This window comes from Variovorax guangxiensis, assembly GCF_003952165.1.
Lineage (GTDB): Bacteria > Pseudomonadota > Gammaproteobacteria > Burkholderiales > Burkholderiaceae_C > Variovorax > Variovorax guangxiensis.
Genome location: NZ_RXFT01000003.1, coordinates 123989 through 149974, shown reverse-complemented (window position 1 = coordinate 149974; position 25986 = coordinate 123989). Strand labels below are relative to the sequence as shown.

At 68.6% G+C, this 25986-nt stretch carries 24 protein-coding genes; 14 read left to right on the top strand and 10 right to left on the bottom strand.

Annotated elements, in window-relative coordinates:
• Window positions 1-10: 10 nt before the first annotated feature.
• The gene (ruvC, locus tag EJP67_RS09135) at window positions 11-574 is read right to left on the bottom strand and encodes a crossover junction endodeoxyribonuclease RuvC (protein WP_126021404.1); all 564 of its coding nucleotides are present in this window, start codon (window positions 572-574) and stop codon (window positions 11-13) included.
• A 150-nt stretch (window positions 575-724) separates the two neighbouring features.
• On the opposite strand from ruvC, the gene EJP67_RS09130 reads away from it, so the two are divergent.
• Window positions 725-2803, top strand: a complete 2079-nt coding sequence (locus EJP67_RS09130) for a tetratricopeptide repeat protein (RefSeq protein ID WP_126021403.1) — start codon at window positions 725-727, stop codon at window positions 2801-2803.
• 140 nt (window positions 2804-2943) lie between these two features.
• Here EJP67_RS09130 and EJP67_RS09120 read toward each other — a convergent pair whose 3' ends face one another.
• Window positions 2944-3933: a phosphatidate cytidylyltransferase gene (locus tag EJP67_RS09120; RefSeq protein ID WP_126021402.1), complete on the bottom strand. Its 990-nt coding sequence runs from the start codon at window positions 3931-3933 to the stop codon at window positions 2944-2946.
• A gap of 10 nt (window positions 3934-3943) precedes the next feature.
• Window positions 3944-4822, bottom strand: coding sequence for a lysophospholipid acyltransferase family protein (locus tag EJP67_RS09115; protein WP_126021401.1), 879 nt, complete (start codon window positions 4820-4822; stop codon window positions 3944-3946).
• 9 nt (window positions 4823-4831) lie between these two features.
• On the opposite strand from EJP67_RS09115, the gene EJP67_RS09110 reads away from it, so the two are divergent.
• On the top strand, window positions 4832-5251 hold the full coding sequence (locus tag EJP67_RS09110) for a ribosomal maturation YjgA family protein (RefSeq protein ID WP_126021400.1): 420 nt from the start codon (window positions 4832-4834) through the stop codon (window positions 5249-5251).
• On the opposite strand, the gene mtgA is transcribed toward EJP67_RS09110, so the two are convergent.
• The 5 genes from mtgA to EJP67_RS09085 form a co-directional block, all read right to left on the bottom strand.
• The gene (gene mtgA, locus EJP67_RS09105) at window positions 5217-5960 is read right to left on the bottom strand and encodes a monofunctional biosynthetic peptidoglycan transglycosylase (protein ID WP_126021399.1); all 744 of its coding nucleotides are present in this window, start codon (window positions 5958-5960) and stop codon (window positions 5217-5219) included. The two genes, EJP67_RS09110 and mtgA, sit on opposite strands and share 35 nt — an antisense overlap.
• Window positions 5961-6809, bottom strand: coding sequence for a shikimate dehydrogenase (gene aroE, locus EJP67_RS09100; protein ID WP_126021398.1), 849 nt, complete (start codon window positions 6807-6809; stop codon window positions 5961-5963).
• A 59-nt stretch (window positions 6810-6868) separates the two neighbouring features.
• Window positions 6869-7723 (bottom strand): energy transducer TonB, encoded by an 855-nt coding sequence (locus EJP67_RS09095; protein ID WP_126021397.1) that lies wholly within the window; start codon window positions 7721-7723, stop codon window positions 6869-6871.
• Window positions 7724-7772: 49 nt separating this feature from the next.
• Window positions 7773-9839, bottom strand: a complete 2067-nt coding sequence (locus EJP67_RS09090; RefSeq protein WP_126021396.1) for a ribonuclease catalytic domain-containing protein — start codon at window positions 9837-9839, stop codon at window positions 7773-7775.
• Window positions 9840-9964: 125 nt separating this feature from the next.
• The gene (locus EJP67_RS09085; RefSeq protein WP_126021395.1) at window positions 9965-10558 is read right to left on the bottom strand and encodes a YqiA/YcfP family alpha/beta fold hydrolase; all 594 of its coding nucleotides are present in this window, start codon (window positions 10556-10558) and stop codon (window positions 9965-9967) included.
• Window positions 10559-10944: 386 nt separating this feature from the next.
• On the opposite strand from EJP67_RS09085, the gene EJP67_RS09080 reads away from it, so the two are divergent.
• From EJP67_RS09080 to EJP67_RS09055, 6 genes are all read left to right on the top strand, one after another.
• Window positions 10945-11691 carry a response regulator transcription factor gene (locus EJP67_RS09080; protein WP_126021702.1) on the top strand — a complete coding sequence of 249 codons (747 nt, stop codon included), beginning with the start codon at window positions 10945-10947 and terminating at the stop codon, window positions 11689-11691.
• A 6-nt stretch (window positions 11692-11697) separates the two neighbouring features.
• Window positions 11698-13560, top strand: a complete 1863-nt coding sequence (locus EJP67_RS09075; RefSeq protein WP_126021394.1) for a sensor histidine kinase — start codon at window positions 11698-11700, stop codon at window positions 13558-13560.
• Window positions 13561-13592: 32 nt separating this feature from the next.
• The gene (gene rodA / locus EJP67_RS09070) at window positions 13593-14747 is read left to right on the top strand and encodes a rod shape-determining protein RodA (RefSeq protein ID WP_126021393.1); all 1155 of its coding nucleotides are present in this window, start codon (window positions 13593-13595) and stop codon (window positions 14745-14747) included.
• A 33-nt stretch (window positions 14748-14780) separates the two neighbouring features.
• Window positions 14781-16241, top strand: coding sequence for a metalloprotease TldD (tldD, locus tag EJP67_RS09065; protein ID WP_126021392.1), 1461 nt, complete (start codon window positions 14781-14783; stop codon window positions 16239-16241).
• 84 nt (window positions 16242-16325) lie between these two features.
• Entirely contained in the window at window positions 16326-16862 is a 537-nt protein-coding gene (locus EJP67_RS09060) for a hypothetical protein (RefSeq protein WP_126021391.1), read from the top strand.
• Between the two features lie 240 nt (window positions 16863-17102).
• Window positions 17103-18221 (top strand): 3-deoxy-7-phosphoheptulonate synthase, encoded by a 1119-nt coding sequence (locus tag EJP67_RS09055; protein ID WP_126021390.1) that lies wholly within the window; start codon window positions 17103-17105, stop codon window positions 18219-18221.
• Window positions 18222-18228: 7 nt separating this feature from the next.
• Here the strand turns inward: EJP67_RS09055 and EJP67_RS09050 are convergent, their stop codons facing one another.
• Both EJP67_RS09050 and mpl read right to left on the bottom strand, forming a co-directional pair.
• Window positions 18229-18738: a cupin domain-containing protein gene (locus EJP67_RS09050; RefSeq protein WP_126021389.1), complete on the bottom strand. Its 510-nt coding sequence runs from the start codon at window positions 18736-18738 to the stop codon at window positions 18229-18231.
• Window positions 18739-18743: 5 nt separating this feature from the next.
• Window positions 18744-20147 carry a UDP-N-acetylmuramate:L-alanyl-gamma-D-glutamyl-meso-diaminopimelate ligase gene (mpl, locus tag EJP67_RS09045; protein ID WP_126021388.1) on the bottom strand — a complete coding sequence of 468 codons (1404 nt, stop codon included), beginning with the start codon at window positions 20145-20147 and terminating at the stop codon, window positions 18744-18746.
• A 111-nt stretch (window positions 20148-20258) separates the two neighbouring features.
• Here mpl and EJP67_RS09040 point away from each other — a divergent pair, with 111 nt between their 5' ends.
• The 6 genes from EJP67_RS09040 (at window position 20259) to EJP67_RS09015 (ending at window position 25955) form a co-directional block, all read left to right on the top strand.
• Window positions 20259-20855, top strand: coding sequence for a hypothetical protein (locus EJP67_RS09040; protein ID WP_126021387.1), 597 nt, complete (start codon window positions 20259-20261; stop codon window positions 20853-20855).
• Window positions 20856-21410 (top strand): TlpA family protein disulfide reductase, encoded by a 555-nt coding sequence (locus EJP67_RS09035; RefSeq protein ID WP_126021386.1) that lies wholly within the window; start codon window positions 20856-20858, stop codon window positions 21408-21410.
• A 100-nt stretch (window positions 21411-21510) separates the two neighbouring features.
• Complete coding sequence (gene accB, locus EJP67_RS09030; protein ID WP_126021385.1) at window positions 21511-21984, top strand: acetyl-CoA carboxylase biotin carboxyl carrier protein; 474 nt, start codon at window positions 21511-21513, stop codon at window positions 21982-21984.
• A 120-nt stretch (window positions 21985-22104) separates the two neighbouring features.
• A complete protein-coding gene (accC, locus tag EJP67_RS09025; protein WP_126021384.1) occupies window positions 22105-23454 on the top strand; it encodes an acetyl-CoA carboxylase biotin carboxylase subunit in 1350 nt (449 codons plus the stop codon).
• A 15-nt stretch (window positions 23455-23469) separates the two neighbouring features.
• Window positions 23470-24363: a 50S ribosomal protein L11 methyltransferase gene (gene prmA, locus EJP67_RS09020; RefSeq protein WP_126021383.1), complete on the top strand. Its 894-nt coding sequence runs from the start codon at window positions 23470-23472 to the stop codon at window positions 24361-24363.
• An 83-nt stretch (window positions 24364-24446) separates the two neighbouring features.
• Complete coding sequence (locus EJP67_RS09015) at window positions 24447-25955, top strand: zinc-ribbon and DUF3426 domain-containing protein (RefSeq protein ID WP_126021382.1); 1509 nt, start codon at window positions 24447-24449, stop codon at window positions 25953-25955.
• Window positions 25956-25986 lie beyond the last annotated feature (31 nt).

The following is a 25986-nucleotide window of genomic DNA, read 5'->3' as shown; positions in this document are numbered from 1 at the left end:
CCGCTTCGGCTCAGCGCGAACGCCCCTGCCGGTAGGTGCCGGCAGGCAGCGCCGCGGAACTCTTCGATGCCTCGGCCGCTTCGGCCAGCCGTGCCATCGAACGTCCCACCTGCGCATGCGTGATCGCGATGCCCAGCGCGTCCGCCGCGTCGGCGCCCGGCAGGCCCGGCAGGTCGAGCAGGCGACGCACCATCTCCTGCACCTGCGCCTTGGCGGCCTGGCCGTGGCCGGCCACCGCCTTCTTCATCTGCAGCGCGGTGTACTCGGCCACCGAGAGGTTGTTGGTGACCAGCGCAGTCACGCAGGCGCCGCGCGCCTGCCCCAGCAGCAGCGTGGACTGCGGGTTGACGTTGACGAAGATGATTTCCACCGCCGACGCGTCGGGCTGGTAGCGCGCGGTGATCTCCGCGATGCCGTCGAACAGCACCTTCAGGCGCGCCGGCAGGTTGTTGCCGGTGCCCAGGTGCCGGGTGCTGATGGTGCCGCTGGCCACGTAGCGCAGCGCATGGCCGTCCGCGTCGACCACGCCGAAGCCGGTGGTCTGCAAGCCGGGGTCGATGCCGAGAATGCGCATGAAAGGAAACGTAAAGGCCTAAGCCTGGGAAAAGATTGTCAAAAGAGTTGCGAGGAGGGGGCCGAAAGCCGGCTGATCGTGGGCAGAATGCGCCCCGGTCCGTACCGTCCGCCCCGCCCCGCGCGGGGCGCGCCATTCAAGGAAGCGAATGTGAATGTAGTCGAGTCCTCCGCGCAGCAGCAACTGGACGAGGTGCAAGCCTTGATCGCACGCCTGCAGATGCACCCTGCCGAACGCGCGGCCGCCAGCTTCCGCCGCATCGAGCTGCTGGACGACCTGGGCCGCCGCAAGGAGGCGGTGGCCGCGAGCGTGAGGCTGCTCGACGAGTTCGCTGCGAAGCCCGAGGTCGGCGTGGTCGTGCCCTGCTGCCAGACCTTGCGCCTGCTGGCCCACATGCTGCGCCAGCTGCACCGCCCCGCCGACGCGCTCGCCACGCTCGACCGCCTGATCGCGGCGCACGGCCAGCGCCCCGAGCCCGAGATTCGCGAGCACATCGCCCACGCGCTTTACCAGCGCACATGGTGGATCGACGATCCCGCCGCGCGCTGCGAAGCCTGCGACGCCATGAGCGAGCTGCTCGACAGCCAGCCCGATGCCGCCCTGGACACCTGGCGCGTCGAAGCCCGGCTGCTCAAGGCCGAGATCGAGCATCACCGCGGCCTGCCGCAGGACGCGCTGGCCACGCTGGAGGCCGTCATCGAACGCTTCGACGGCAGCACCGACCCCGGCGTGGTGCTGCGCGTGGCGCGTGCGCGCCTGGCCTCGGTGCTGAACCTGCGCGAACTGGCACAGCATGCGCAGGCGCAGGTGATGTGCCTCGCGGTGGCCGACCAGATCGAGGCCGGCCTGGCCCATGCGGCGCCCGAGCTGCGCATTGAGGGCGTGCGCGCGCTGACGCTCTTCTTCGACGGCTTCGGCATCGACGAGCATGCGAACCGCGCCGAGCTGGTCGGCTGGCTGCTCGAGCGCTACGGCCACGATGCCTCGCCGCAGGTGCGGCGCATGGCGGTGCGCCGCGCCTACGACTGGTCGGTGGGCCTGCGCGAGTCGGACGACGGCGAGGCCGCGCTGGCCGCCTGCGAGCGGCTGCTTGCCACCTTCGGCGCGGACACCGATCCGGTGGTGCATCGCACCGTGGCGAGCGCGCAGCTCAACAAGGGATTCGTGCTGCTCGAACGGCTGGGCCGGGCCGATGAAGCGCTCGCCGCATACCAGCAGCTCGCGAGGCAACTGCAAGGTACGCCCGCGTCCGAGCTGCAGGACACGCTGGCCAAAGCCCTCGCCGGCCGGGAAGCCTGCCTCAAGCGGCTGCGCAAGGCCGAGGCCGGAGCTCATTTGCCGGAACTGCCGGCGGAGCTGCGCGACGAAGTGCGCGACAAGGTCCGGCAGGGCCGCAAGCACGGTGATGCCGGCGAATTGCAGGAGGCCGTCGCGCTGTTCGACCAGGTGCTGTCCGCGCACACCGCATCGCCGCATCCGGAGCTGCGGCGGCAGTGCGCCCGGGCGCTGGTGCACAAGGCCTTCTGCCTGATCGCCCTCGAACGCTTCCACGAAGTGGTCGCGGCCGCCGATGCGATCGACGTGTACTACGGCGCCGACCCTTCGACCGAGATGCAGGAGACCGTTGCGCAGGGCCTGCAGTACAAGAGCACCGCGCTGGACCGGCTCGGCCTGCACGACGACGAGATGCGCGTGCACGACGAGATCGTCGCGCGCTGGGGCAACTCCGAGCTGCCCGACCTGCGCGGGCGCGTGGTGGGCGCACTGTTCCGCAAGGGCGCGACGCTGCGCCAGGCCCGCCAGCTCGAGGCCGCGGTGGCCTGCTACGACGAGGCCATCGCGCGTACCAGCAGCGCGAGGGAGGGAACGCTGCAGCTCTGGGCCGCCAAGTCGATGATCAACAAGGCCAAGGCGCTCGACAAGCTGGGCGACCCTGCCGGGCAGATCAAGGCCTATCGCACTCTCATAGCCCGCTTCGGCGATTCGGGCGACGCCGCGCTGCGCGAGCGTGTCGTCAATGCCTGCGAATGGCTCGCCGAGGCCGAAGGCCGCCAGGGCCGCGTGGAGGCGCAGCGCGCGGCCCTAGAAGCCGCGCTGGGGCGCTTCGGCACCGCACTATCGGCCGAGCAGCGCACGCGTCTCACGCGCGAGCTGCAGGCGCTGAAGGCGAAGGCACTGGGCCGCAAGGCGAAGGAAGTTTTCGGCCGCGTGGTGCGGCGCAGGGCCTGAGGCCGCCACCCAACCCGATCCGTCTCAGGCTTTTTTCCAGGAATACCGCGGAACCGGCTTTGCCGGGCCGCAGGTATTGCCCCCTGCAAGGCGGTTGGCGAAGCGACACGAAGTGCGCGCAGCCTGGGGGTTAGCCAAGTTCATGCGTTGAAGTACCAGCGGATGGAGTGGAAGAAGATGGGGGCGGCGAAGCACAGCGCGTCGACGCGATCCAGCAGCCCGTTGGCGCCCGTCACGCCCGCATCCCTGCGGCCCCAGTTGGGAATGCCCCGGTCGCGCTTGAGCGCCTTCATCACCAGGTGCCCCATCGAGCCCGAGATGCAGGCGATGACCGACACCGCCAGCGCCTGCCCGAACCTGAAGGGCGTGATGAACGAGAACAGCGCGCCCACCAGGCTCGCCACCGCGATGCCGATGGCCCAGCTGGTCCAGTTGAAGCTGCGGCTCACGTTGGGCGCGAAGGGCTCGCGCTGCATGCGCCGCGAGATCAGGTGCTGCACCAGCACCGAGGTCTGCACCACGAACACCAGGAAGAACACGAGGAACGCGCTCTTGCCCTCGTAGCCCGGAAAGCTCAGCAGCAGCAGCGCCGGCACGTGGCTCATGCCGTAGACGCAGACCATGATGCCCCACTGCAGCTTGGCGTTGCGCTCCAGGAACTGGCTCGGGTCGTTGGCCAGCGCGCTGGTCACCGGGATCGCGAGGAACACGTACACCGGGATGAACACGGTGAAGAGGTCGAAGCGCGCGGTGGCCACCAGCCAGAACTGGATCGGCAGCACCACGAAGAAGGCGAGGATCAGGCTGCGGTGGTCGCCGCGCCGCGTGGGCGAGAGCGTGATGAACTCGCGCAGCGCGAAGAAGGAGATGAGCGCGAACAGCACCGTGGCCACCGTCTCGCCGAGCGCCCAGCCGATCCAGAAGACCAGCACCATGAACCAGGTGGTGCCCAGCAGCTTGCGGAAGTGCGCCAGCTCGGCCTGCCAGGCGGCGTCGTGCACGGGGTTGCGCTTTTCCCTGAAGCTCAGGAAGAAGGCGGTGGCGCTCACGACCGCGAGCACGCCGAAGATGATGAGAAAGAGCGCCGCGACCTGCTGGGTCGGGCTGAGGCTGCGCAGGAACTGGTTCATGTCGTCGTCGTCAGACGTCGCGCAGGGCGATCACGGCGGCGCGCGCCCGGTCGAGGAAAGGGCGGCGCTCCTCGCCTTCCTCCACGCGCACTGGCGCGCCGAAGGTGACGGAGCACAGGATGGGCACCGGCACGATCTCGCCCTTGGGCATGACGCGCTGCACGTTGTCGATCCATGCGGGCACCAGTACCACGTCCGGGAACATGGTGGCCAGCGTGTAGAGACCCGACTTGAACTTCTGCGGTTCGCCGGTGTGGCCGCGCGTGCCCTCGGGGAAGATGATGATCGAGTCGCCGCTGCGAAGAGCTTCGACCAGCGGGGCCAGCGGATCGGAGGCAGGGGCCGCCGGCGTGGGCGCGGGTTCGGGCGCCGCGGGCGGAGGTGGTTCGGGAGACGGCGCAGGCGGCGGGGCAGGGGGCACGGGCAGGTCCAGCTGGCCTTGTGCGCCGGATGCTGCTTCGACGGGCGGTGGCGGCGGGGTCAGGGGCAGCAGCGGCTCCATCGAGGGCTCGATGCGCTCGTCCAGTGGCCGGGCGGCAGGCGCCGGCGGCGCAACCTCGGGAGCGGCAGGAGTCGCCGGCGCTGCGGGAACTGCCGCAGGCGCTGCCGCAGCCTGCCGCTCCACGTACACCGCGTTGAACACTTCAGTCGTGATCCAGCGCTTGACCGGTGTGTTGGCCCAATAGTCGCGCGCCGCGATGGGCCGCGTGATGCTGCGCAATTCTTCCGGCAGCGCCGCCCAGATCATCACCAGGTCGGCATGGCTCTGGTGGTTGGCGAAATAGATGCGCTGCTCGGCCTTGGGCGGACAGCCGTACCAGCGCGCCTGCGCGCCCGTGAGCAAGCGGACGATCCCAAGAAGCAGCCAACCCGTGAGCTTTGCCAGCATATGGGCGCGATGATACGGGCCATGCGATGGCGTTTCGATCCTCTTTCACTGGCATGGGCGGTGGCCCTGTTTCTTGTATTGCTGCTGCTGGCCACCGTGGGTGCGCGCTGGGGCTGGCTGCGCAGCTTCTTCGGCGACGTGCTTGCCGTGGTGTGGGTGTATTTCGTGTTCAAGACCGCGATCGGTGCGCGCGTGCTGCCGCTGGCGCTGGCCGCGCTGGGCGTGGGCCTCGCGGTCGAACTCGGGCAGTACCTCGCGGCGACGTGGCACCTGCACATTCCGAACCGCGCGCTGCGTATCGTGCTCGGCAGCACGGCGGACTGGTGGGACGTGCTGGCCTACACCATCGGCTTCGCCGGCGTGCTGGCCATCGAGGGCCTGCGCGGCGGGTTCCTCAGGGCAGCTCGGCCGCGGGCATCCGCGCCATGACGGTGGAGGCGCGCCCGCTCAGGTAGGGCGAGCCCGGGCGCCGTTCGAAGAACTTGGGGCTGGGCAGCATCACCGCGAGGCGCGCGGCCTCGTTGGCACTCAGGCGCGAGGCCGGCTTGCGGAAGTAGTACTGCGACGCCGCCTCGGCGCCGAACACGCCTTCGCCCCACTCGACGTTGTTGAGGTAGATCTCCAGGATGCGCCGCTTGTCCAGCAGCACCTCGAGCAGCGTGGCCAGCACCAGCTCCTGCCCCTTGCGCAGCATGGTGCGCTCGCCCGACAGCAGCAGGTTCTTCGCGAGCTGCTGCGTGATGGTCGAGCCGCCGCGCAGCTGCACCGGCCGCACCGGCTTGCCGCGCGCTGCCGCACGGGCCGCGCGCTTGGCGGCCAGCTCTTCCGCCTTGGCGTTGCGCTGGCGCGCGCGCTCGATGGCTTCCCATTCCACGCCGTTGTGGTCGACGAAGCCGGCGTCCTCGCTGGCGATGACCGCGCGCTTGAGCGTGTCGTTGATCTGCCAGTAGGGCACCCACTCCTGCCGCCAGCCGCCGCCCCGGCCTTCATGAACGGCGATCTGGAAAGCCTCGGAGCGCTGGAACGCAGTGCTCTGCGGATCGACCACAGCCATCGCCGCGATGCGCGCCACGAAGAAGAGCTGCAGGGCCAGGCCCGCCACCGCGAGGCAGGCGATCAGGCGCAGCACGGCCTTCATTTATTTCAGCTCGGCCCGGATCTCGGCCAGCACCTGTGCCGAAGGCGGCCGGACGCCGCGCCAGATCTCGAAGGACTCGGCCGCCTGCTCGACCAGCATGCCCAGCCCGTCGCGCGCCACCGCGCCGTGCGCTTCGGCCCAGGCCATGAAGCCGGCGGCGGCGGGGCCGTACATCATGTCGACCGCGAGCCCGCCTTCGCGCAGCACGCTGGCCTTCACCGGCACCGCGTCGCCCGCAAGGCTGGAGGCGGTGGCGTTGACCACCACGTCGAAGGCGCCCGGCACTTCGTCGAGCGCCCAGGCTTCGAGCGATGCGCCGTGGCGCAGCGCGATGGCCGCATGGCGGCGCACCAGCTCGACGGCCTTGTCCACGGTGCGGTTCGCGACCACGACGCGCGAGGCGCCTGCGTCGAGCAGCGGCCCCAGCACGCCGGCAGCGGCGCCGCCCGCGCCGATCAGCAGCAGCGCCTTGCCCTGCAGCCGCACGCCCGCGTTGCGCACGATGTCGTTGACCAGGCCGATGCCGTCGGTGTTGTCCGCACGAATGCCGCCATCGGCCTCGAAGCGCAGCGTGTTGACCGCCTGCGCGAGAAGGGCGCGCTCGCTGGTGTGCTGCGCGAGCGCCGCGGCCTCGAACTTGAATGGCACGGTGATGTTGCAGCCGCGCGCGGCGTCGCCGCGCTCGGCGGCTTCGCGGCGGAAGGCTGCGATGCCTTCGGCGAAGGCACCGAGCGGAATGAGCCGCCGGCCGTATTCCAGCTGCTGGCCGCACAGCTGCGCAAAGCGCGCGTGGATGCGGGGCGAGCGGCTGTGCTCGACGGGGTTGCCCATGACGCAGTACAGGTCCATGGTGTCTGCCTTTTCTGGTTGCGCCTGCCGTTACGGTGCGGCTGTTTTCCGGATTCCGGTTACTGCGAGGAGAGTTCGACCGAGCCGTCGTGCGAGAAGCGGAAGTGCGGGCGGATCACGATCTGGTCCGCGTGCTCCTTGCGCATCGCGTCGGTGAAGGTGCCGAAGTTGCCCACGCTCGCGACGATGGCCTGCGCCCGCTTGTCGAGCACGGCCTGGCCCGAGCTTTCGTCGATCACGGTCGAGAGCAGCCGGCCATCGAAGTTGACGGTGATGGTCATGGTGAGCTCGCCGTAGAGCTTCTTGCCGGCCAGCGTCGGGAAGTTGGCCGTTCCCTGCGCTTCCACCCGGCGGCGCAGCGAATCGACGTAGGTGGCGAAGGCGGCCTCGCGCGTGAAGGGGCTGAGGTAGCGCTTCTTGGGACGCGCGTTCTCCTCGTTCACGCGGCGCTCGATCTCGGCCAGCAGGTTGATCATCTGGCGGCGCTTTTCCTCCTGCGCCTTGGCCTCGGCCGGATCGCCGGCGTTGCGCGGATCGGGCGCGGGCATCGCGGCCAGGTCGCGCTTGAGCTGGGTGAGCATCTGCATCTGCTCGGCCTGCATGGCGTCTACCTTGCGCTGCGCGTCCTCGAACGAGTCGCCCACGGTGGTGAAGCTCGACGGCGGCAGCGGGCTGGTGGCGCGGCCCTTGTCGAGGTCGCCGCCGCCCGCGAGCGAGGTCTGCGCGCGCAGCCGCGCGGCGGGGTCGGGCCGGTCGTTGGTCCTGGTGTTGACCAGGATCACCTCCAGCGGCGTGTCGCTGAAGACCTTGTTGAAGGATTCGGGATCGACGAATCGCACCGTGAGCAGCGCGGCGTGCACAACGACCGACACGCCCAGTGCGATCTGCAGCGTGCTGAGGTCCTTGAAGTTCATTCTCTAGACTCCTCCAGGGGCCGCATTTCTCCGGACGATCCGCCGGGGTTCATGCAGGCGTGTTTTCTTCGGGTGCTGCCTCGCTGTCGTTCAGGTCGACGGCGATGGCGATCGGGCCCGCAACCACTTCTTCCTCGCCGTCGTCGCCTTCCTCCTCGGCGGATGCGCCGGCCTTCGGCGCGTCGAGGCGCTCGAGCACCGTGCCGCTCACGTCGAGGGCGATCTCGTCGATCTCGCCGAGCTTCACGCGCAGGCGCGCGCCGCGCTCCTGCTGCCCGGCCACGGGAAACACCAGCGGCAGGGTGTCGGCACGCACGAGCGCGCCGTTGGGCATGTCCTTGATGACGGTGGCCTCCAGCTCGGTGATGCCCTGCTGCTGCAGGTACTTCAGCGTCCAGAAGCGCTCCATGCCGCCCTGGTAGGCGTTGTACGCGGTGTAGGCCGCGTCGAAGCCCGAGAGAATCGAGAACAGGTCGGCGTCCTTCGGCTTGAAGGGCGCGGCCAGCGCGGCGGTCTTGCCGTGGCGCGCGGCGGCGATGATCTGCCACTGGTTCACCAGGTCGGTGTAGCGGCGCAGCGGCGAGGTGCTCCAGGCGTAGCTCTTCACGCCCAGGCCGGCGTGCGGCAGCGCGCGCGTGCCCATGCGCACCTTGATGCCGGGCGCCAGGCTGGCCTGGCTGCGGTAGAGCCCGGGCACGCCGAGCTCGCCGAGCCAGCCGCCCCAGCTGCTGTTGGCCAGGATCATCGCTTCGGACACGATCAGGTCGAGCGGTGCGCCGCGCTGGCGCGTGCTGATCTGCACCTGCTCGCTGCCAGTGGGCTCCGCGCCGTCGTTGCCGACGAGGCGGAAGTTGTAGTCGGGCCGGTTGAAGCTCTCGGGCTTGCCGCGCACCACCTCGCGCTGCGCCTTCAGCTGCTTCGCCAGGCGGAACAGGAACGACAGGGGCGCGCGCATGCGGGCCGCGGCGTCGGGTGTGCTGTCGGCATTGAAGGCGGCGTCTTCCAGCCACTGCTGCGTGACGACGGTGTCGAGCTGGTCGTGGCGCAGGTTGGCCACGATGGGCACGCGCTCCAGTTTCGTCTCGGTGCCCTGCAGCTCCAGCGTGGCTTCGTCGAAGCGCGCGTAGAGCGACACGGCCGGGCGGTCGCCGCCTTCGAGCAGCGTGTAGGTGTCGACCACCTCGTCGGGCAGCATCGTGATCTTGTAGCCCGGCATGTAGACCGTGGACATGCGCGCACGCGCCACGTTGTCGATCGGGCTGCCCGGCGTCAGCGCGAGCGCCGGCGCGGCGATGTGGATGCCGACCGTGACGGTGCCGCTGCCCAGGCCCTGCACGGAGAGCGCGTCGTCGATTTCGGTGGTCTGCGAATCGTCGATGGAGAAGGCCTGCACGCCCTCTGCCAGCGGCAGGTCGTCGGCGATGGCGGGCGCCGCGAGCGCGGGGAAGCCGGTGCCCTTGGGGAAGTTCTCGAACAGGAAGCGGCGCCAGTGGAACTGGTAGGGCGAGTCGATGGCGCCGGCGCGTTCAAGCAGGTCGAGCGGCGGACGCTGCGTGGCGCGCGCAGCCTCGACCACGGCCTTGTATTCGGGGGCGTTCTTGTCGGGGCGGAAAAGGATCTTGTAGAGCTGTTCGCGCACGGGAGCCGGGCACACGCCCTCGGCGAGCTGCGCCGCCCACTCGGCGATCTGCGCCTGGATGGCCTTCTTCTTCTCGATGGCGGCCAGCGCCTGCTGCACGATCTCGGCCGGCGCCTTCTTGAAGCGGCCCTTGCCGGCGCGGCGGAAGTAATGCGGCGCCTCGAAGAGCGCGAACAGGGCGGCGGCTTGCTGGGCGAGCGAGGGCTTCTCGCTGAAATACTCGGCGGCCAGCTCGGCGAAGCCGAATTCGCCCTCGGGCGCGAACTCCCAGGCGAGGTCGAGGTCCATGCCGGCGGCGAGCGCGCGCCCTTCGGCGATCAGGTCGGCGGGCGACGGCTTCTCGAAACGAAGGACGATGTTGGCGCCCTTGACCTTGACGCGCTTGCCGGTGTCGAGCTCGACCTGCGCCGATGCTTCGGCCTCCGACAGCACGCGGCCGCCGAGGTACTTGCCGGCTTCTTCAAACAATACAAACATCCGTCGATTGTCCCACGCGGAGTCAGGCTCACCCCCAGGCTTGCCCACTTCGTGTGGCCTCCCACCCCCTTCCGGGGGCGACACCTGCAGCCCGGCGAAGCCGGTTCTGCGGTGTCCCTGGAAACTCAAACGGGGTTGATGAAGGCCATCACGTCGTCCAGGTGGGCCTTCTCGAAGTCGGACAGGGCATGGTCGCCGCCTTCGAGCAGCTTGATGTTGCTGTCGGGGTAGCGCGCCGACATCTCGTGCCAGTCGAGCGCCTCGTCGCCCTTGGCGATGATGGCGAACACGCGCTCGGGCCGCGTGAGCGGGCCGACTTCCATCGCGCGAAGCTCGTGGATGTATTCGGGGCGGAAGTAGAAATGCTCGGCCGGGTCGTGCCAGGCGGTCTGGTCGCCGATGTAGCGCATGAGATCGCGCGCGGGGTGTACCGCCGGGTTGAGCAGCACCGCGCGGCAGCGCGTCATGCCGGCCACGTAGGTGGCGTAGTAGCCGCCCAGCGACGAGCCCACCACGGCCATCGACTTGCGCGGCCAGTGCGCGATGCCCTTCATCACCATGTCGATGGCATCGTGCGGCGACGGCGGCAGCTGCGGACACCACCATTGCAGGTTCGGATGCCGCCGCGCGACGCGATCCGCGACGATCCGGGCCTTGGTCGAACGAGGCGAAGAGCGGAAGCCGTGCAGGTAGAGCAGGTGGGTTGTTTGCGGATCCATGCGAGGAAAGGAAGGGCGGTGCGGCGGTGGTGCCTCGCTTGCCGGGAACGGGTAATTCTGCATGAGGTCTGTTCTCGCGAGGCCGCTTCCGACATACAAAAACCGGCTGGTCGGGTTCGTCGGCAAGGCCGCAGCCTGCCGGGGCCCGGGGCGCACCGGCGTTCCGCATGCTCCTGCGCCTGGGGGCATGCCGCGCATCTGGAATTCGAAAGTACTCAGGCTGAGTTCGCTGCGGTGCAAATCGCCTACATTCCGGTTACTTCGCTCGCCCGGACTGCAGGAATGTGCCCGGAAAAAAGCGGCCAGAGTTTCAAGCAAAGCCTGTTGGCGCACATATCCCATGAACGAGGGATGTGCGCATGGATGCCCCATGCTCGCCGAGGCTTATGCTCGGAGGAATGAACATTGAGGCTCAGGACGACGCGTCGCTACGCCGCTGGGGCGTGCTCGTGGTCGAGGACGACAGTCGCGCGCGCGCCTTTTTCGAGGCGAGCGTGCAGCGCAGCCCGCGGCTTTTCTGGCTCGGCAGCGCAGGTACCGTGCAGGAGGCGCTGGGCTGGCTCTCGCGCACGACCACCATTCCCGACGTGTTGCTGGTCGACCTCGGCATGCCCGACGGCACCGGGCTCGACGTGATCCGCGAGGCGGTCTCGCGTTTTCCTGGCTGCGAACCGCTGGTTGTCTCGGTGTTCGGGGATGAGGAAAACGTTCTCGCCAGCATCGAGGCCGGCGCCGTGGGCTACATCCATAAAGACGCCGCGCCCGAGGACATCGCCCAGACCATCGTCGAGATGAAGGCCGGCGCCTCGCCGATCTCGCCCATGATCGCGCGGCGTGTGCTCGCCAAGTACCGCAGCCTGCAGACTGCGGCGCCTTCCGGCACCACGCCGGGCTCGGCGCCCGAGGCCGCCGCCGAGGAAGCCGATCGCGGCCTGCTCTCGGCGCGCGAGCACGAGGTGCTGACGCTGATCGCTCGCGGTTTCTCCTATGCCGAGATCGCCCGGCTCAAGGGCCTGAGCGTGCACACGGTGCAGACCCACATCAAGAACCTCTACGGAAAGCTCGCGGTGCATTCCAAGAGCGAGGCCGTCTTCGAAGCGACGCGTCTCGGCCTGTTGTCTCATCCGGGCTGAGCGCAGATGCGGCCGAACCGGGTGTCGCTGGTGATGTCGTGGCTGGCGATGCTCCTGATGGGCCTCGCCGGCCTTTTCGGCGCCTGCGGCGTTTCCGTCGCGTCCGCCGCCGAGGCGCCGATCGAACTGCGCCAGGGTACCGTGACGACCACGGTCGACGGCGTCACGCGCACCGAGCCGGTCGAGCTTTCCTACCACTGGGACCGGCAGCACAACGGACGCCCCGGCACGGCCAGCTTCGACCTGCCGTTCACGCTCGAGGCCGAGCCCGAGACGCCGTGGGGCATCTTCATTCCGCGCGTGGGCAACGTCTTCGAGGTGCAGCTCAACGACGCGCTGCTGCAGACCTACGGCGACATGAAGCGCAACAACGACGCCGACTACGCCAAGGCACCCATCTACGTGCCCGTGCCCGGCAAGCTGCTGCGCAAGGGCGACAACCTGCTGCAGATCCGGCTGCATGCCGACACCGCCCGCCTCGCGGGGCTGTCGCAGGTGGTCGTCGGGCCGGCCGCGTCGGTTCGCAACGAGCTCTTCGAGAGCGCCAACGCCTGGCGCTTCACCGGCTCGGTGCTGCTGATGGCCTTCAGCCTGATCGTGGGCGGCATCGCGCTGGCGCTGTGGCTGACGCAACTCGACGTCGATGCAAACGGCATGCCGCGGCGCGTGGCCATCTATTTCTGGGCCGCGCTGGCGGAGTTCTTCTGGGCGGTGCGCATGGCCGACGGGCTGGTCGCCGAGCCGCCGCTGTCCTGGGGGCCGTGGGGCGTGCTGATGGCGGCCTGCTACGCCGGCTGGGCGGCCGCCTCCATGATGTTCGTCTACCACCTCGCGGGCTGGGCGAACGAGCGGCGCCACCGCTGGGTGCGCTGGCCGGTGGCCGGCGTGGTGGTCGGCACGGTGCTGTTCAGCGCGCTCTCGCTGCAGCGGGACGAGCCGGCCTGGTTCACCGCCTGGCTCGCCGTGGAGCTCGTGTTCGTCGCCGCCTTCGTCGGCGCCTTCGCCCTCGCCACGCTGCGCCACCCGAACGACGACCGCCTGCTGATGGCCGGCGCCGCGCTGGTCACGGTGGCATTCGCCGCGCGCGACTGGCTGGTGGTCCGCCTGAGCGACGCCTACGGCGAGACCACCTGGGTGCGCTATTCGTCGGTGTTCTTCGGCGCGGTGCTGCTCCTGATCGTGCTGCGGCGCTTCCGTGCGGCGGCCGTGCAGGCGCGCGGCTCGGTCGCGGCCCTGGCCGAGCGGGTGGCTCAGCGCGAGCGCGAACTGGCGGCCACCTATGCCGAGCTCGAGGCCGCGGCGCAGGTGCAGGCGCGCACCCACGAGCGCGAGCGCATCCTGCGCGAGATGCACGACGGCGTGGGCTCGCACATCAGCTCGGCGATCCGCCAGCTGCAGTCGGGCCAGAGCAGCTCGGGCGACCTGCTGCGCACCCTGCGCGACTCGCTGGACCAGCTCAAGCTGCAGATCGATTCCATCCACCTGCCGCCGGGCGACGTGGGCGCGCTGCTCGCGGCGGCGCGCTACCGGCTGGAGCCCAGGCTGGCGTCCTCGGGCATCGAGTTCGAATGGGCGGTGGACGAGGTGGAGCCGGTGGAGGGGCTGGACGCGCACGGCATGCGGCAGCTGCAGTTCCTGCTTTTCGAGTCGATTTCCAACGTGCTGCGGCACGCCGAGGCCACCGTGCTGCGCTTCGAGGCCGGCATGAAGGGCAAGACGGTGCAGCTGCGGGTGATCGACAACGGCAAGGGCTTCGACACCACCAGGGTCATGCCGCGTTCGCTGGCGGAGCGCTCCGGGGCCATCGGGGCGCGCCTGACGGTCGAAAGCCGACCGGGGCGCACGGTCGTTCAGCTCGAATTCGATTGAGGGGGCCGGTGGGGCTGGGATAATCCGCCCTCATGTCCGCCGTGTTCAATCAGCCCTCCCTGGCGCGTCGAATTGCGCCCATCTTCCAGGGCTTCGACGGCTTTCTGGCCTTCGCCGTGCTGCTGCTCGCCTTCGCCGGGCTGCTCACCATGTATTCATCGGGCTACGACCACGGAACCCGTTTCGTCGACCATGGCCGCAACATGCTGCTGGCCGGCTTCATCATGTTCGTGGTGGCGCAGGTGCCGCCGCAGCGGCTGATGCTGGCGGCCGTGCCGCTCTACACGATGGGCGTGGCGCTGCTGGTGGCGGTGGCGCTCTTCGGCATCACCAAGAAGGGCGCCCAGCGCTGGATCAACGTGGGCGTGGTGATCCAGCCCAGCGAAATCCTGAAGATCGCCATGCCGCTGATGCTGGCCTGGTGGTTCCAGCGGCGCGAGGGCCAGCTCAGGCCGCTCGACTTCGTGGTGGCGACGATGCTGCTGGCGGTGCCGGTGGGGCTCATCATGAAACAGCCCGACCTGGGCACCTCGCTGCTGGTGCTGGCGGCGGGGCTGTCGGTGATCTTCTTCGCGGGGCTGCCCTGGAAGCTGATCGTGCCGCCGGTGGTGATCGGCGCGGTGGCCATCACGCTGATCGTGGGCTTCGAGTCGCGGCTGTGCGCCGACGGCGTCGACTGGCGCGTGCTGCACGACTACCAGAAGCAGCGCGTGTGCACGCTGCTCGACCCCAGCAAGGACCCGCTGGGCAAGGGCTTCCACATCATCCAGGGCATGATCGCCATCGGCTCGGGCGGCGTGGGCGGCAAGGGCTTCATGCAGGGCACGCAGACGCACCTCGAATTCATTCCCGAGCGCACCACCGACTTCATCTTCGCCGCCTATTCCGAGGAATTCGGGCTCATGGGCAACCTGGCGCTGATCTCGGCCTTCATCCTGCTGATCTTCCGGGGGCTGGTGATCGCGGCCAACGCGGGGACGCTGTTCTCGCGCCTGCTGGCCGGGGCGGTGACGATGATCTTCTTCACCTACGCCTTCGTGAACATGGGCATGGTCAGCGGCATCCTGCCGGTCGTGGGCGTGCCGCTGCCCTTCATCAGCTATGGCGGCACCGCGATGGTGACGCTGGGGCTGGGGCTGGGCATCCTGATGTCCATCGCCCGGGCGAGGAGGCTCGCCCAGAACTGAGCGCGGACGGGGGGCGAGCCATAGAATCCTGAAATGATCTCTCGCGAACCCACCATCGAGCGCCTTGCCACGGCGCAACAGCTCCTTCTCACGCCGTTCGGCCTCGACGAATCGCACCTGAGCAAGGCCCTCGCCGAGATCACCGCGCACCGGGTGGACGACGCCGACCTGTACTTCCAGTACACCCGCAGCGAAGGCTGGAGCCTCGAGGAAGGCATCGTCAAGACCGGCAGCTTCAGCATCGACCAGGGCGTCGGCGTGCGCGCAGTCAGCGGCGAGAAGACCGCCTTCGCCTACTCCGACGACATTTCCGAGACCTCGCTGCTCGATGCGGCGCGCACGGTGCGCTCCATCTCTTCCGCGGGCCGCGCCGGCAAGGTGAAGACGGCGCCCCGCAAGATCGCCTCCAGCCGCTCGCTCTACCAGGGCATCGACCCCATCGCCACGCTCGACAGCACAGCCAAGGTGAAGCTGCTCGAGAAGGTCGAGAAGCTCGCCCGCTCGCGCGACCCGCGCGTGGCGCAGGTGATGGCGGGGCTGGCCAGCGAGTACGACGTGGTGCTCGTTGCCCGCGCCGACGGCACGCTGGCCGCCGACGTGCGGCCGCTGGTGCGCCTGTCGGTCACCGTGATCGCCGAGCAGAACGGCCGCCGCGAGATCGGCTCCGGTGGCGGCGGCGGGCGCTTCGGCCTGGCGTATTTCTCCGACGAGCAGATCGCCGAGTACGTCGACCATGCCGTGAAGGCGGCGCTGACCAACCTCGACGCGCGCCCGGCCCCGGCCGGCGAAATGACCGTGGTGCTCGGCTCCGGCTGGCCCGGCATCCTGCTGCACGAAGCCATCGGCCACGGGCTGGAGGGCGACTTCAACCGCAAGGGCTCGAGCGCGTTCTCGGGCCGCATCGGCCAGCGCGTGGCGGCCAAGGGCGTGACGGTGCTCGACGACGGCACCATCGCCGACCGCCGCGGCTCGCTCAACGTCGACGACGAGGGCAACGCCAGCCAGCGCAACGTGCTGATCGAGGACGGCATCCTCAAGGGCTACATCCAGGACGCGCTCAACGCGCGCCTCATGAAGGTCAAGCCCACCGGCAACGGCCGCCGCGAAAGCTATGCCCACGTGCCGATGCCGCGCATGACCAACACCTACATGCTCGGCGGCGACAAGGAACCCGATGAAATCGTCGCGAGCATCAAGAAGGGCCTGTACGCCACCAATTTCGGCGGCGGGCAGGTCGACATCACCAGCGGCAAGTTCGTGTTCTCGGCCAGCGAGGCCTACTGGGTCGAGAACGGCAAGATCCAGTACCCGGTGAAGGGCGCGACCATCGTGGGCAACGGCCCCGATGCGCTCACCCGCGTGACCATGATCGGCAACGACATGGCGCTCGACTCCGGCGTGGGCACCTGCGGTAAGGAAGGCCAGAGCGTGCCCGTGGGCGTCGGCCAGCCCACCCTGCGCATCGACGGCCTGACTGTAGGTGGAACGGCTTAGGACTTTCGGCACTTGTGGACTGTTTCCTCCCGTTGCTAAGCTGCGCTCCTTTTTTTGCGAAGAACGCATTCAAGGAGCATTTCGATGGGGAACAGGATCAATTCGCCCGCCGTTCTGTGGGCCGTGACTGCCGTGGTGGCGGTGGCCTCCGCCGGTTGCGCATCCCGCGGCAGTTCTGGTAGCCAGCCCGCGGCGGCGCCCGCACCCGCGGCGGCTGCGGCACCTGCCGCGCGCGGCGGAGCCAAGGCCGGCATGGACGCCCAGGGCAACGTGATCGACTCCTCCAAGGTCGAGGCCGGCAGCGGCCGCACCGTCAAGGGCCTGAACGGCTACGAAGGCGAGATCACCGGCAATCCGGCGCGTAACAGCAAGTTCGCGCGCCTGCAGATCGGCATGAGCGCCCGGCAGGTCACCGACATCGCCGGCCAGCCCACCGATCAGGGTGCATATGTAACCGGCAAGGCCTTCATTCCCTTCTATTTCGGCAGCGACCGCCATCGTTTCGAGATGACCTACAAGGGCCAGGGCCGCCTGATCTTCGCGGGCGGCGGCATGGGTGACTATTCCTCCGGCAACCTGATCTGGATCATCCACAACCCCAACGAATCGGGCTACCGGTAAACAACAGCGAGCTCGGTCCCTTGACCGGGTTTCGCTTTTCCGTGCTACATTGCCACCCCATGTCCGCTGTCCGCGCCTACTTTTTTGCCTACTTTTGGTTCCCGGTTTCCGGCGGACGAGAGGCGAGCGCGTAAAAAGCACATACGAATACCCTCCCAGAACCGCCGGTGGCCTCAAGCCCCGGCGGTTTTTTCTTGTCCCCTCGATTCCAACTCCAGCAGCACACAAGGAAGAAGCACCATGAGCACGAACAACTCCCCCGCCAGCGACAGCTGGTATGCGCGCGTCGAAAAAACCAGCAAGACCGACGACGAACGCATCAAGGACATCAACGTGCTCCCCCCTCCCGAACACCTCATCCGCTTCTTCCCCATCCGCGGCACCGCGGTCGAGACGCTGATCGAGGACACCCGCGGACGCATCCACAACATCATGGCCGGCAAGGACGACCGGCTGCTGGTGATCATGGGCCCGTGCTCGATCCACGACCCGGCCGCCGCGCTCGAATACGCCCGGCGCCTGAAGGCCGAGCGCGAGAAATACGCCGGCACGCTGGAGATCGTGATGCGCGTGTACTTCGAGAAGCCGCGCACCACGGTCGGCTGGAAGGGACTGATCAACGACCCGTACCTGGACGAGAGCTTCCGCATCGACGAGGGCCTGCGCATCGCCCGCCAGCTGCTGATCGACATCAACCGCATGGGCCTGCCGGCGGGCAGCGAGTTCCTCGACGTGATCTCGCCGCAGTACATCGGCGACCTGATTTCCTGGGGCGCCATCGGCGCGCGCACCACCGAAAGCCAGGTGCACCGCGAACTCGCCTCGGGCCTGTCGGCGCCCATAGGCTTCAAGAATGGCACGGACGGCAACATCCGCATCGCCACCGACGCCATCCAGGCGGCGGCGCGCGGCCATCACTTCCTGTCGGTGCACAAGAACGGCCAGGTCGCCATCGTGCAGACCAACGGCAACCGCGACTGCCACGTGATCCTTCGCGGCGGCAAGGCGCCCAACTACGACGCCGCCAGCGTCGAGGCCGCCTGCAAGGACCTGGAAGCCGCCAAGCTGCCGCCCACTCTGATGGTCGACTGCAGCCACGCCAACAGCTCCAAGCAGCACCAGAAGCAGATCGACGTGGCCAAGGACATCGCCGCTCAGATCGCTGACGGCTCCAAGCGCGTCTTCGGCGTGATGGTCGAAAGCCACCTGCAGCCGGGCGCCCAGAAGTTCACGCCGGGCAAGGACCAGCTCTCGGGCCTCGAATACGGCAAGAGCATCACCGACGCCTGCCTGGGCTGGGAAGACTCGGTGCAGGTGCTGGACACGCTCTCGCAGGCGGTCAAGCGCCGCCGGGGGTGAGCGGGCCCTAGAGCAATCCGGCCAGGTCGGCCCAGTGGTGCCGCATCGACGCAGCCTCGTCGCTGTCGGACGGCACCAGCGAGAAATCGGCGAAGTCGAAGCCCGGCCCGACCATGCAGGCGACCAGCGTGTAGTCGCCCGAGCTGTGGCTCTGGATCGGCCGCGCCGCCTGCCACTGGCCGGCGGGCACCACGTGCTGGGGACGAGTGCCGTGGATGTCGACCGGGCCCAGACGCGTGTGCGCCGGCGCGGTCCGCATCGCGGCGTCGCAGGTCCACAGCGCGAGCGGCACGCCTTCGAGGTGCACCCAGACTTCGTCGGACAGCACCCGGTGCCAGCGCGAATGCTGGCCCGCCTCGAGCAGGTAATAGATGCTGGTCAGCGCGCTGCGCGGCGGGCGGCCATCGGCCGGCGTGACGCTCGATGTGGAGCGGAACACCTCGGCGTACCAGCCCCCTTCGGGGTGCGGTTGGAGCTTCAGGGTCTCGACCAGTTCGCGGGCTCGGGCGATCGGCATGGCGATCATGATGTGGCCGCCGCGCGCAGGGCCGCAAGCAGTTTGTCGTGCACGCCGCCGAAGCCGCCGTTGCTCATGCAGACGATGTGATCGCCCGGCCGGGCCGCGGCGACGATCTGCTGCACCAGCGGTTCGATCGAACCGGCGACCTGCGCGCGATCGCCCATCGGCGCGAGCGCGGCGGCTACGTCCCAGTCGAGGCCGGCCGTGTGGCAGAACGACAGGTCGGCCGATTCCAGGCTCCACGGCAACTGCGCCGCCATGACGCCCAGCTTCATTGTGTTGCTGCGTGGTTCGAAGGCAGCGAGGATGCGCTCACTTTTGCGGCCAGCGTCGTCCAACTTCTTGCGCAGGCCGTCGAGCGTGGTGCGGATCGCGGTGGGGTGGTGGGCGAAGTCGTCGTAGACCGTGATCGCGCCGCCGTTGCCTTCGACCGTGCCGCGCAGTTCCATGCGCCGGCGCACGTTGCGGAAGCTGCCGAGCGCCCGGGCCGCGTCGGCCGGCGCCACGCCCACATGCTCGGCCGCGGCAATGGCGGCCAGCGCATTCATCTGGTTGTGCAGTCCGGAAAGCTCCCATTCGACCCGGCCGACCGCCTCGCCGCGCAGCAGCACCTCGAAGGCGTCGTGGGTGCCGCGTGCCTGCCACTCGCCGCCCGCGCCGAAGCGCGCGAGTTCGCTCCAGCAGCCCTGGGCCAGCACGCGCTGCAAGCTTTCCTCGGTGGCGTTCACCACCAGCCGGCCGGTGCCGGGCACGGTGCGCACGAGGTGGTGGAACTGGCGTTCGATGGCGGCAAGGTCGTCGAAGATGTCCGCGTGGTCGAACTCCAGGTTGTTCAGCACCGCGGTGCGCGGCCGGTAGTGCACGAACTTGCTGCGTTTGTCGAAGAAGGCCGTGTCGTACTCGTCGGCCTCGATGACGAAGGCAGGGCCGTCGCCCAGCCGGGCCGAGACGCCGAAGTCCAGCGGCACGCCGCCCACCAGGAAGCCGGGGGACTTGCCGCCCTTTTCGAGGATCCAGGCGAGCATCGAGGTGGTCGTCGTCTTGCCGTGGGTGCCGGCCACCGCCAGCACGTGGCGGCCCAGCAGAACGTGTTCGGCCAGCCACTGCGGGCCGCTGGTGTAGGGCTTGCCGGCGTCGAGGATGGCTTCCATCAGCGGGAACTTGGGACTGCCGTCGGCCAGCCGCGCGCGGGAGACCACGTTGCCGACCACGAACATGTCGGGTGCCAGGGAGAGCTGGTCGGCGCCGAAGCCCTCGATCAGGTCGATGCCGAGGGCGCGCAGCTGGTCGCTCATCGGCGGGTACACGCCGGCGTCGCAGCCCGTGACCCGATGGCCCGCTTCGCGCGCGAGGGCGGCCACTCCGCCCATGAAGGTGCCGCAGATACCCAGGATATGAATGTGCATCGGTCGATTCTAGGTAAGCGGTGTGCAGGCCCTTCGGCGGGGCCGCCCGTTTGTCCCGTGCCGCGTACTGATGTTCATGTGAGGGGCGCCTACTGCGGGCAAAATGCCCCGATGGACACGTCCAAGCGTGAAATCGCCGCCGCAGCAGCCCGCCTCGTCGTGGAGGAGGGGCTCGAATACGGCCCCGCCAAGCGGCGGGCCTTGCGCGACCTGGGGCTTTCGGCGCGCACCGCGCTGCCGAACAACGACGAGGTCGAAGCCGAGGTGCGCGAGTACATCGAGCTCTTCTGCGCCGACACGCAGCCACAGGAATTGCACGCGTTGCGCCTGCTCGCGCTCGAATGGATGGAGCGCATGGCTGCCTTCCGCCCTCATGTGGGCGGCGCCGTCTGGCATGGAACGGCCACGCGGCTGTCAGACATTTATATTCAGTTGTTCTGCGATGATCCCAAATCGGCGGAGATAGCCCTGATCGATCACCACGTGGACTACGAACCGCGCATGGTGACCGGCTTCCACGGCGAGCAGGTCGAGGCCCTGAGCGTGCATGCGCCGAGCCGCGCGCTCGGCGAGGAAATCGGCGTGCACCTGCTGGTGTACGACCTCGACGACCTGCGCGGGGCCCTGAAGCCTGATGCTCAGGGGCGCGTGCCGCGCGGTGACCTGCCCGCATTGCGCCGACTGATTGAACGAGAAAAGGACAAGTGAATGACTTCTTCGCCCACCCGACGCGGCATGCTCTATGCCGGCGTGGCGGCCGCGGCTGCGGCGGCCGGGCTCGGCGGCGCCTGGTGGAAGGAGCGCAGTGCAGGGGGCGGTGCGGGCGGCAAGGAGATGCTCGACGCAGCCTTCTGGGCCCAGAGCTTCGAGCGTCCGGAGGGCGGTGACCTCGTCCTGTCGAGCCTGCGGGGCAAGCCGCTGCTGCTGAACTTCTGGGCGACATGGTGCCCGCCCTGCGTCGAGGAAATGCCGATGATCGACGCCTTCTTTCGTCAAAATGGTGCGAATGGATGGCAAGTGATTGGATTGGCCATCGACCAGCCGAGCGCCGTGCGCAAGTTCCTGCAGCGCACGCCGGTCACCTATCCCACGGGCCTGGCCGGCCTGCAGGGCACCGAACTGGTCAAGAACCTGGGCAACACGGGCGGCGGACTGCCTTTCACGCTGGTCCTGAACGCGAACGGCTCCGTGGCCGCCCGTAAAATGGGCAAGCTCGAAGCGACCGACCTGGAGACTTGGCGGCGTGAACTGGTTCATGGTTAGAATCAGTTCCTTACGCTGGCGTTAGACGCCGAACGCCGAAAATCACCGATTTTCGAACAAGTTATATCCTGAAGACCGGCACAGCCGGCACTGGAGTCCCATGGATCTGCGCAAACTCAAGACACTGATCGATCTGGTGTCCGAATCGAATATTTCCGAACTGGAAATCACGGAAACCGAAGGCAAGGTTCGCATCGTCAAGGGCGGTGGCGCCGCTCCGGTGCAGTATGTGCAAACCCTGGCCGCGCCTCAGGCCGCTGCCGCCGCGCCGGCCGCGGCCGTCAGCGTCCCGGCGGCTCCTGCCGCGGCCGCTGCGCCTGCCGCCGAGACCGCGCCGTCCGGCCATGCGGTGAAATCGCCGATGGTCGGCACTTTTTACCGTTCGTCGAGCCCGGGCGCCCCGGCATTCGTCGAGGTCGGCAGCAAGGTCAACGAGGGCGACACCCTCTGCATCATCGAGGCGATGAAGATCCTCAACGAAATCGAGGCCGACAAGTCCGGCACCATCACCCAGATCCTCGGCGAAAACGGCCAGGCGGTCGAATACGGACAGCCGCTGTTCATCATCGAGTAAGCATGTTCAAGAAGATTCTGGTTGCGAACCGGGGGGCTCGCGCCTCGGCGCGGACGGGCGAAGGCCGTCAAATTGCCATGGCACGCGCAGCGTGCGGGCGATGCAGCCGCGGGGGTGCACATGTTTAAGAAGATCCTGGTTGCGAATCGCGGCGAAATCGCCCTCCGGATCCAGCGCGCCTGCAGCGAGCTCGGCATCAAGGCCGTGATGGTCTATTCCGAGGCCGACCGCGACGCCAAGTACATCAAGCTCGCCGAAGAGGCTGTCTGCATCGGACCGGCCCCATCGGCGCAGAGCTACCTCAACATGCCGGCGATCATCTCGGCGGCCGAGGTGACCGACGCCGAGGCGATCCACCCCGGCTACGGCTTCCTGAGCGAGAACGCGAACTTCGCCGAGCGCGTGGAGCAGAGCGGCTTCCAGTTCATCGGCCCCACGCCCGACAACATCCGCACCATGGGCGACAAGGTGTCGGCCAAGCAGGCGATGATCAAGGCCGGCGTGCCCTGCGTGCCCGGCTCCGAAGGCGAGCTCTCGGACGACGCCGCCACCAACAAGCGCATCGCGCGAGCCATCGGCTACCCGGTCATCATCAAGGCCGCCGGCGGCGGCGGTGGCCGCGGCATGCGCGTGGTGCACACCGAGGCGGCGCTGGTCAACGCGATCCAGATGACGAAGGCGGAAGCCCAGGCGGCCTTCAACAATCCGGCCGTGTACATGGAGAAGTTTCTCCAGAACCCGCGCCACATCGAGATCCAGGTGCTGGCCGACAAGCACAAGAACGCCGTCTACCTCGGCGAGCGCGACTGCTCCATGCAGCGCCGCCACCAGAAGGTGATCGAGGAGTCGCCCGCGCCCGGCATCCCGCGCAAGCTGATCGAGAAGATCGGAGAGCGCTGCGCCGCGGCCTGCAAGAAGATCGGCTACCGTGGCGCCGGCACCTTCGAGTTCCTCTATGAGAACGGCGAGTTCTACTTCATCGAGATGAACACGCGCGTGCAGGTGGAGCACCCGGTGACCGAGTTCACCACCGGCATCGACATCGTCAAGACGCAGATCATGGTCGCGGCGGGTGAGCGCCTGCCGTTCACGCAGCGCCAGATCCAGATGAACGGCCACGCCATCGAGTGCCGCATCAACGCGGAAGACGCCTGGAAGTTCACTCCCTCGCCGGGCCGCATCACCATGTGGCACCCGCCGGGCGGCCCGGGCGTGCGCGTCGACTCGCATGCGTACACCAACTACTTCGTGCCGCCGAACTACGACTCGATGATCGGCAAGATCATCGTCTACGGCGACACGCGCGAGCAGGCGATGGCGCGCATGCGCACGGCGCTGAACGAAACGGTGATCGAAGGCATCCAGACCAACATCCCGCTGCACCGCGAGCTGATGGTCGACGCCAAGTTCATGAGCGGCGGTACCAACATCCACTACCTCGAAGAGTGGCTGGCCGCACACAAGCGCTGAGCCTGGAACATCGCGATGTTTGAACTTCGCCTCATGGCGCCGGAAGACCGGGTCGAGACGCTGTGCGAAGCGCTCGATGCGCTCGACGCATTGAGCGTGTCGGTGGAAGACGCTGACGCGCAGACCGATGCGGAGCAGGCGCTGTTCGGCGAGCCTGGCATGCCGCCGCCCAAGGAGGGCTGGCAGCGTTCGCGCGTGATCGCGCTCTTTCCCGACGAGGCGCAGGCCAAGGACGCCGCTTCGGTGCTCGCGCTGCAGGACTTCTTTGACGAAGGCTGCGAGGTGCTCGGCATCGCGACGGTGCCCGAGCAGGACTGGGTGCGCCTGACGCAATCGCAGTTCGCGCCCGTCGAAGTCACGCCCGAGTTCTGGATCGTGCCGACCTGGCACGAGCCGCCCGAGCAGGCCAAGCAGGTCATCAGGCTCGATCCGGGCCTGGCCTTCGGCACCGGCACGCATCCCACCACCCGCATGTGCCTGCGCTGGATCGCGACGCGAGGCGAGGGTGCCCTGGCCGGCAGGCGCGTGCTCGACTACGGCTGCGGCTCTGGCATCCTGGCGATCGGCGCCGCGAAGTTCGGCTCCACCGACATCGATGCCGTCGACATCGACGAAGCAGCGGTCTCCTCGACCGTGCTCAACGCCGAAGCCAACGGCGTGAAGCTCAAGGCCGGCCTGCCCGACGCCGCCAAGGGCGAATACGACGTCGTGCTGGCCAACATCCTGGCCACGCCGCTCAAGCTGCTCGCGCCGCTGCTGCGCGGCCATGTGAAGTCGGGCGGCTCGCTCGTCATGGCCGGCATCCTCGAACGCCAGGCCGACGAACTGAAGGAAGCCTACGCACCGTACGCGATGCTCGAAGTCAGCGACAGCGAGGACGGCTGGATCCTCATGACGGCCCGCTGCTGAGCTGCTGCGGCGCGCGCGGCCGGTTTCTTGCGTGGCCTTGAGCCCCTCGCGCGGCGAGGGCCCAACCCTACAATCGCCCGGTCATGAGTCTCGTCACGCGCTGCCCTGCCTGCACCACCACCTTCAAGGTGGTGCGCGACCAGCTTCGCATCTCGGATGGCTGGGTGCGCTGCGGCCGTTGCAGCAACGTGTTCGACGCGACGCTCGACCTGCACGAGACATCCGAAGGGACCGGCGGGACAGCGGTTGCGCCTGGTGCGTCGCCGGCGGTGCAGGGCAGTGGCTTCATGCCGGGGCTGGTCGAGCAGCCTGCTGCGGAGCCGGCGCCTTCGCCTGCACCGGAACCCTTGCCCCCGGTCGAGCCCGGACTCGAGGAGCCGGAGCAACCCCTGTCGTCATCCGCCGAGGATGCGGACTTCTTCGACGACGAGCCCGAGCATCAGCGCCAGCGCAAGGATTGGCTCACGGACGAGGAGCACCTGCTTCCGCCGGATGCCCTAGTGCTCGACCCCACGCCGAAGACCGTGTCGCCGCTGGTGCAGTCGCCGCCTCCTGCGCCGGCGTCGCCGCTGCCCGCGTTCTCGCTGACCCTGCCCGAGCACGGCCTCGCCGCCGACGAGCCGTGGTCCGACCTCGACGCCACGCAGCCCGCCTGGAAGCCACCGCCGAGCACGCTGCCGCCGTTTCCGAACATCGACCTGAATCTCGCGTCTCCGTCGCCCGCGCCGCCACCACCGGCGCCGCCGCTGCCGGTCACGCCGCGCATCGTCAAGACGCGCGCGCTCATCGAGCGTGCGAGCGATGACGACGCCGCCGACGACGGTGGTGCCGCGGACGAACGCGAGCAGTTGGAGAAGGAGCACGACCAGGTCCAGATGCAGAAGGCGCTGCGCCGGGCTCGTGCAAAGTCGGCCAAGATCGCAAGCGCCAAGGCGCGCGAGGAGCGTGCGGCTGCGAAGGCATCGCCGGCCCTGGTGGTGCGGGAAGAGACCGAAAGCGGAGCCGACGAGCCCGATCCGGTGCTCTCGCCGATCTTCGAGCCGCCGCCGGGGCATCCCTTCGCGGAGGACGACGAGCCGCTGGAAAAGGCGCCGGGCTTCTGGCAGCGCAGGGGTGTGCGGGTGCTGCTGGTCCTGCTGGCGGTTCTTGCGGGGCTGTTGCTGGTTCTGCAGATCGTTCGCCATGAACGGGACGGCATCGTCGCGCGCCAGCCCAACCTGCGGCCCGCGCTTGCGGCGCTGTGCCAGTACACCGGCTGCGAGCTCGGCGCGCTGCGCCAGATCGGCGACATCGTGATCGAAGGCGCGGCCTTCGCGCGCGAGAAGAGCGGCGGCAACGACTACCGCCTGAGCTTCACCCTGCGCAACGGCGCCACCGTGCCGCTCGCGATGCCGGCCGTCGAGCTCTCGCTGCTCGACACGCAGGAGCGCGCCGTGGTGCGCCGCGTGCTGATGCCGGCGGACTACGGCGCTCCGGCGGTGTTGCAGGCGCGCGCGGATCGCGCGGCCTCGCTGCCCCTGACCTTGTCCGCTTCGGAAGCGGCGGCGCTGCCGCCGGTCGCGGGTTATCGCGTCGAGGCTTTCTATCCCTGAGCGGGGCGCGTGCGCGCGTGTGTCCTTCTCG

Coding starts and splice junctions, on each gene's coding strand:
- EJP67_RS09090 (WP_126021396.1), bottom strand. CDS start 9,839: ATGTTTGTATTGTTTGAAGAAGCCGGCAAGTACCTCGGCGGCCGCGTG.
- accB (WP_126021385.1), top strand. CDS start 21,511: ATGGATCTGCGCAAACTCAAGACACTGATCGATCTGGTGTCCGAATCG.
- EJP67_RS09095 (WP_126021397.1), bottom strand. CDS start 7,723: ATGAACTTCAAGGACCTCAGCACGCTGCAGATCGCACTGGGCGTGTCG.
- rodA (WP_126021393.1), top strand. CDS start 13,593: ATGTCCGCCGTGTTCAATCAGCCCTCCCTGGCGCGTCGAATTGCGCCC.
- prmA (WP_126021383.1), top strand. CDS start 23,470: ATGTTTGAACTTCGCCTCATGGCGCCGGAAGACCGGGTCGAGACGCTG.
- EJP67_RS09080 (WP_126021702.1), top strand. CDS start 10,945: ATGCTCGGAGGAATGAACATTGAGGCTCAGGACGACGCGTCGCTACGC.
- tldD (WP_126021392.1), top strand. CDS start 14,781: ATGATCTCTCGCGAACCCACCATCGAGCGCCTTGCCACGGCGCAACAG.
- aroE (WP_126021398.1), bottom strand. CDS start 6,809: ATGGACCTGTACTGCGTCATGGGCAACCCCGTCGAGCACAGCCGCTCG.
- EJP67_RS09085 (WP_126021395.1), bottom strand. CDS start 10,558: ATGGATCCGCAAACAACCCACCTGCTCTACCTGCACGGCTTCCGCTCT.
- accC (WP_126021384.1), top strand. CDS start 22,105: ATGTTTAAGAAGATCCTGGTTGCGAATCGCGGCGAAATCGCCCTCCGG.
- mpl (WP_126021388.1), bottom strand. CDS start 20,147: ATGCACATTCATATCCTGGGTATCTGCGGCACCTTCATGGGCGGAGTG.
- EJP67_RS09110 (WP_126021400.1), top strand. CDS start 4,832: ATGATACGGGCCATGCGATGGCGTTTCGATCCTCTTTCACTGGCATGG.
- ruvC (WP_126021404.1), bottom strand. CDS start 574: ATGCGCATTCTCGGCATCGACCCCGGCTTGCAGACCACCGGCTTCGGC.
- EJP67_RS09040 (WP_126021387.1), top strand. CDS start 20,259: ATGGACACGTCCAAGCGTGAAATCGCCGCCGCAGCAGCCCGCCTCGTC.
- EJP67_RS09050 (WP_126021389.1), bottom strand. CDS start 18,738: ATGCCGATCGCCCGAGCCCGCGAACTGGTCGAGACCCTGAAGCTCCAA.
- EJP67_RS09075 (WP_126021394.1), top strand. CDS start 11,698: ATGCGGCCGAACCGGGTGTCGCTGGTGATGTCGTGGCTGGCGATGCTC.
- EJP67_RS09055 (WP_126021390.1), top strand. CDS start 17,103: ATGAGCACGAACAACTCCCCCGCCAGCGACAGCTGGTATGCGCGCGTC.
- EJP67_RS09115 (WP_126021401.1), bottom strand. CDS start 4,822: ATGCTGGCAAAGCTCACGGGTTGGCTGCTTCTTGGGATCGTCCGCTTG.
- EJP67_RS09060 (WP_126021391.1), top strand. CDS start 16,326: ATGGGGAACAGGATCAATTCGCCCGCCGTTCTGTGGGCCGTGACTGCC.
- EJP67_RS09015 (WP_126021382.1), top strand. CDS start 24,447: ATGAGTCTCGTCACGCGCTGCCCTGCCTGCACCACCACCTTCAAGGTG.
- mtgA (WP_126021399.1), bottom strand. CDS start 5,960: ATGAAGGCCGTGCTGCGCCTGATCGCCTGCCTCGCGGTGGCGGGCCTG.
- EJP67_RS09035 (WP_126021386.1), top strand. CDS start 20,856: ATGACTTCTTCGCCCACCCGACGCGGCATGCTCTATGCCGGCGTGGCG.
- EJP67_RS09120 (WP_126021402.1), bottom strand. CDS start 3,933: ATGAACCAGTTCCTGCGCAGCCTCAGCCCGACCCAGCAGGTCGCGGCG.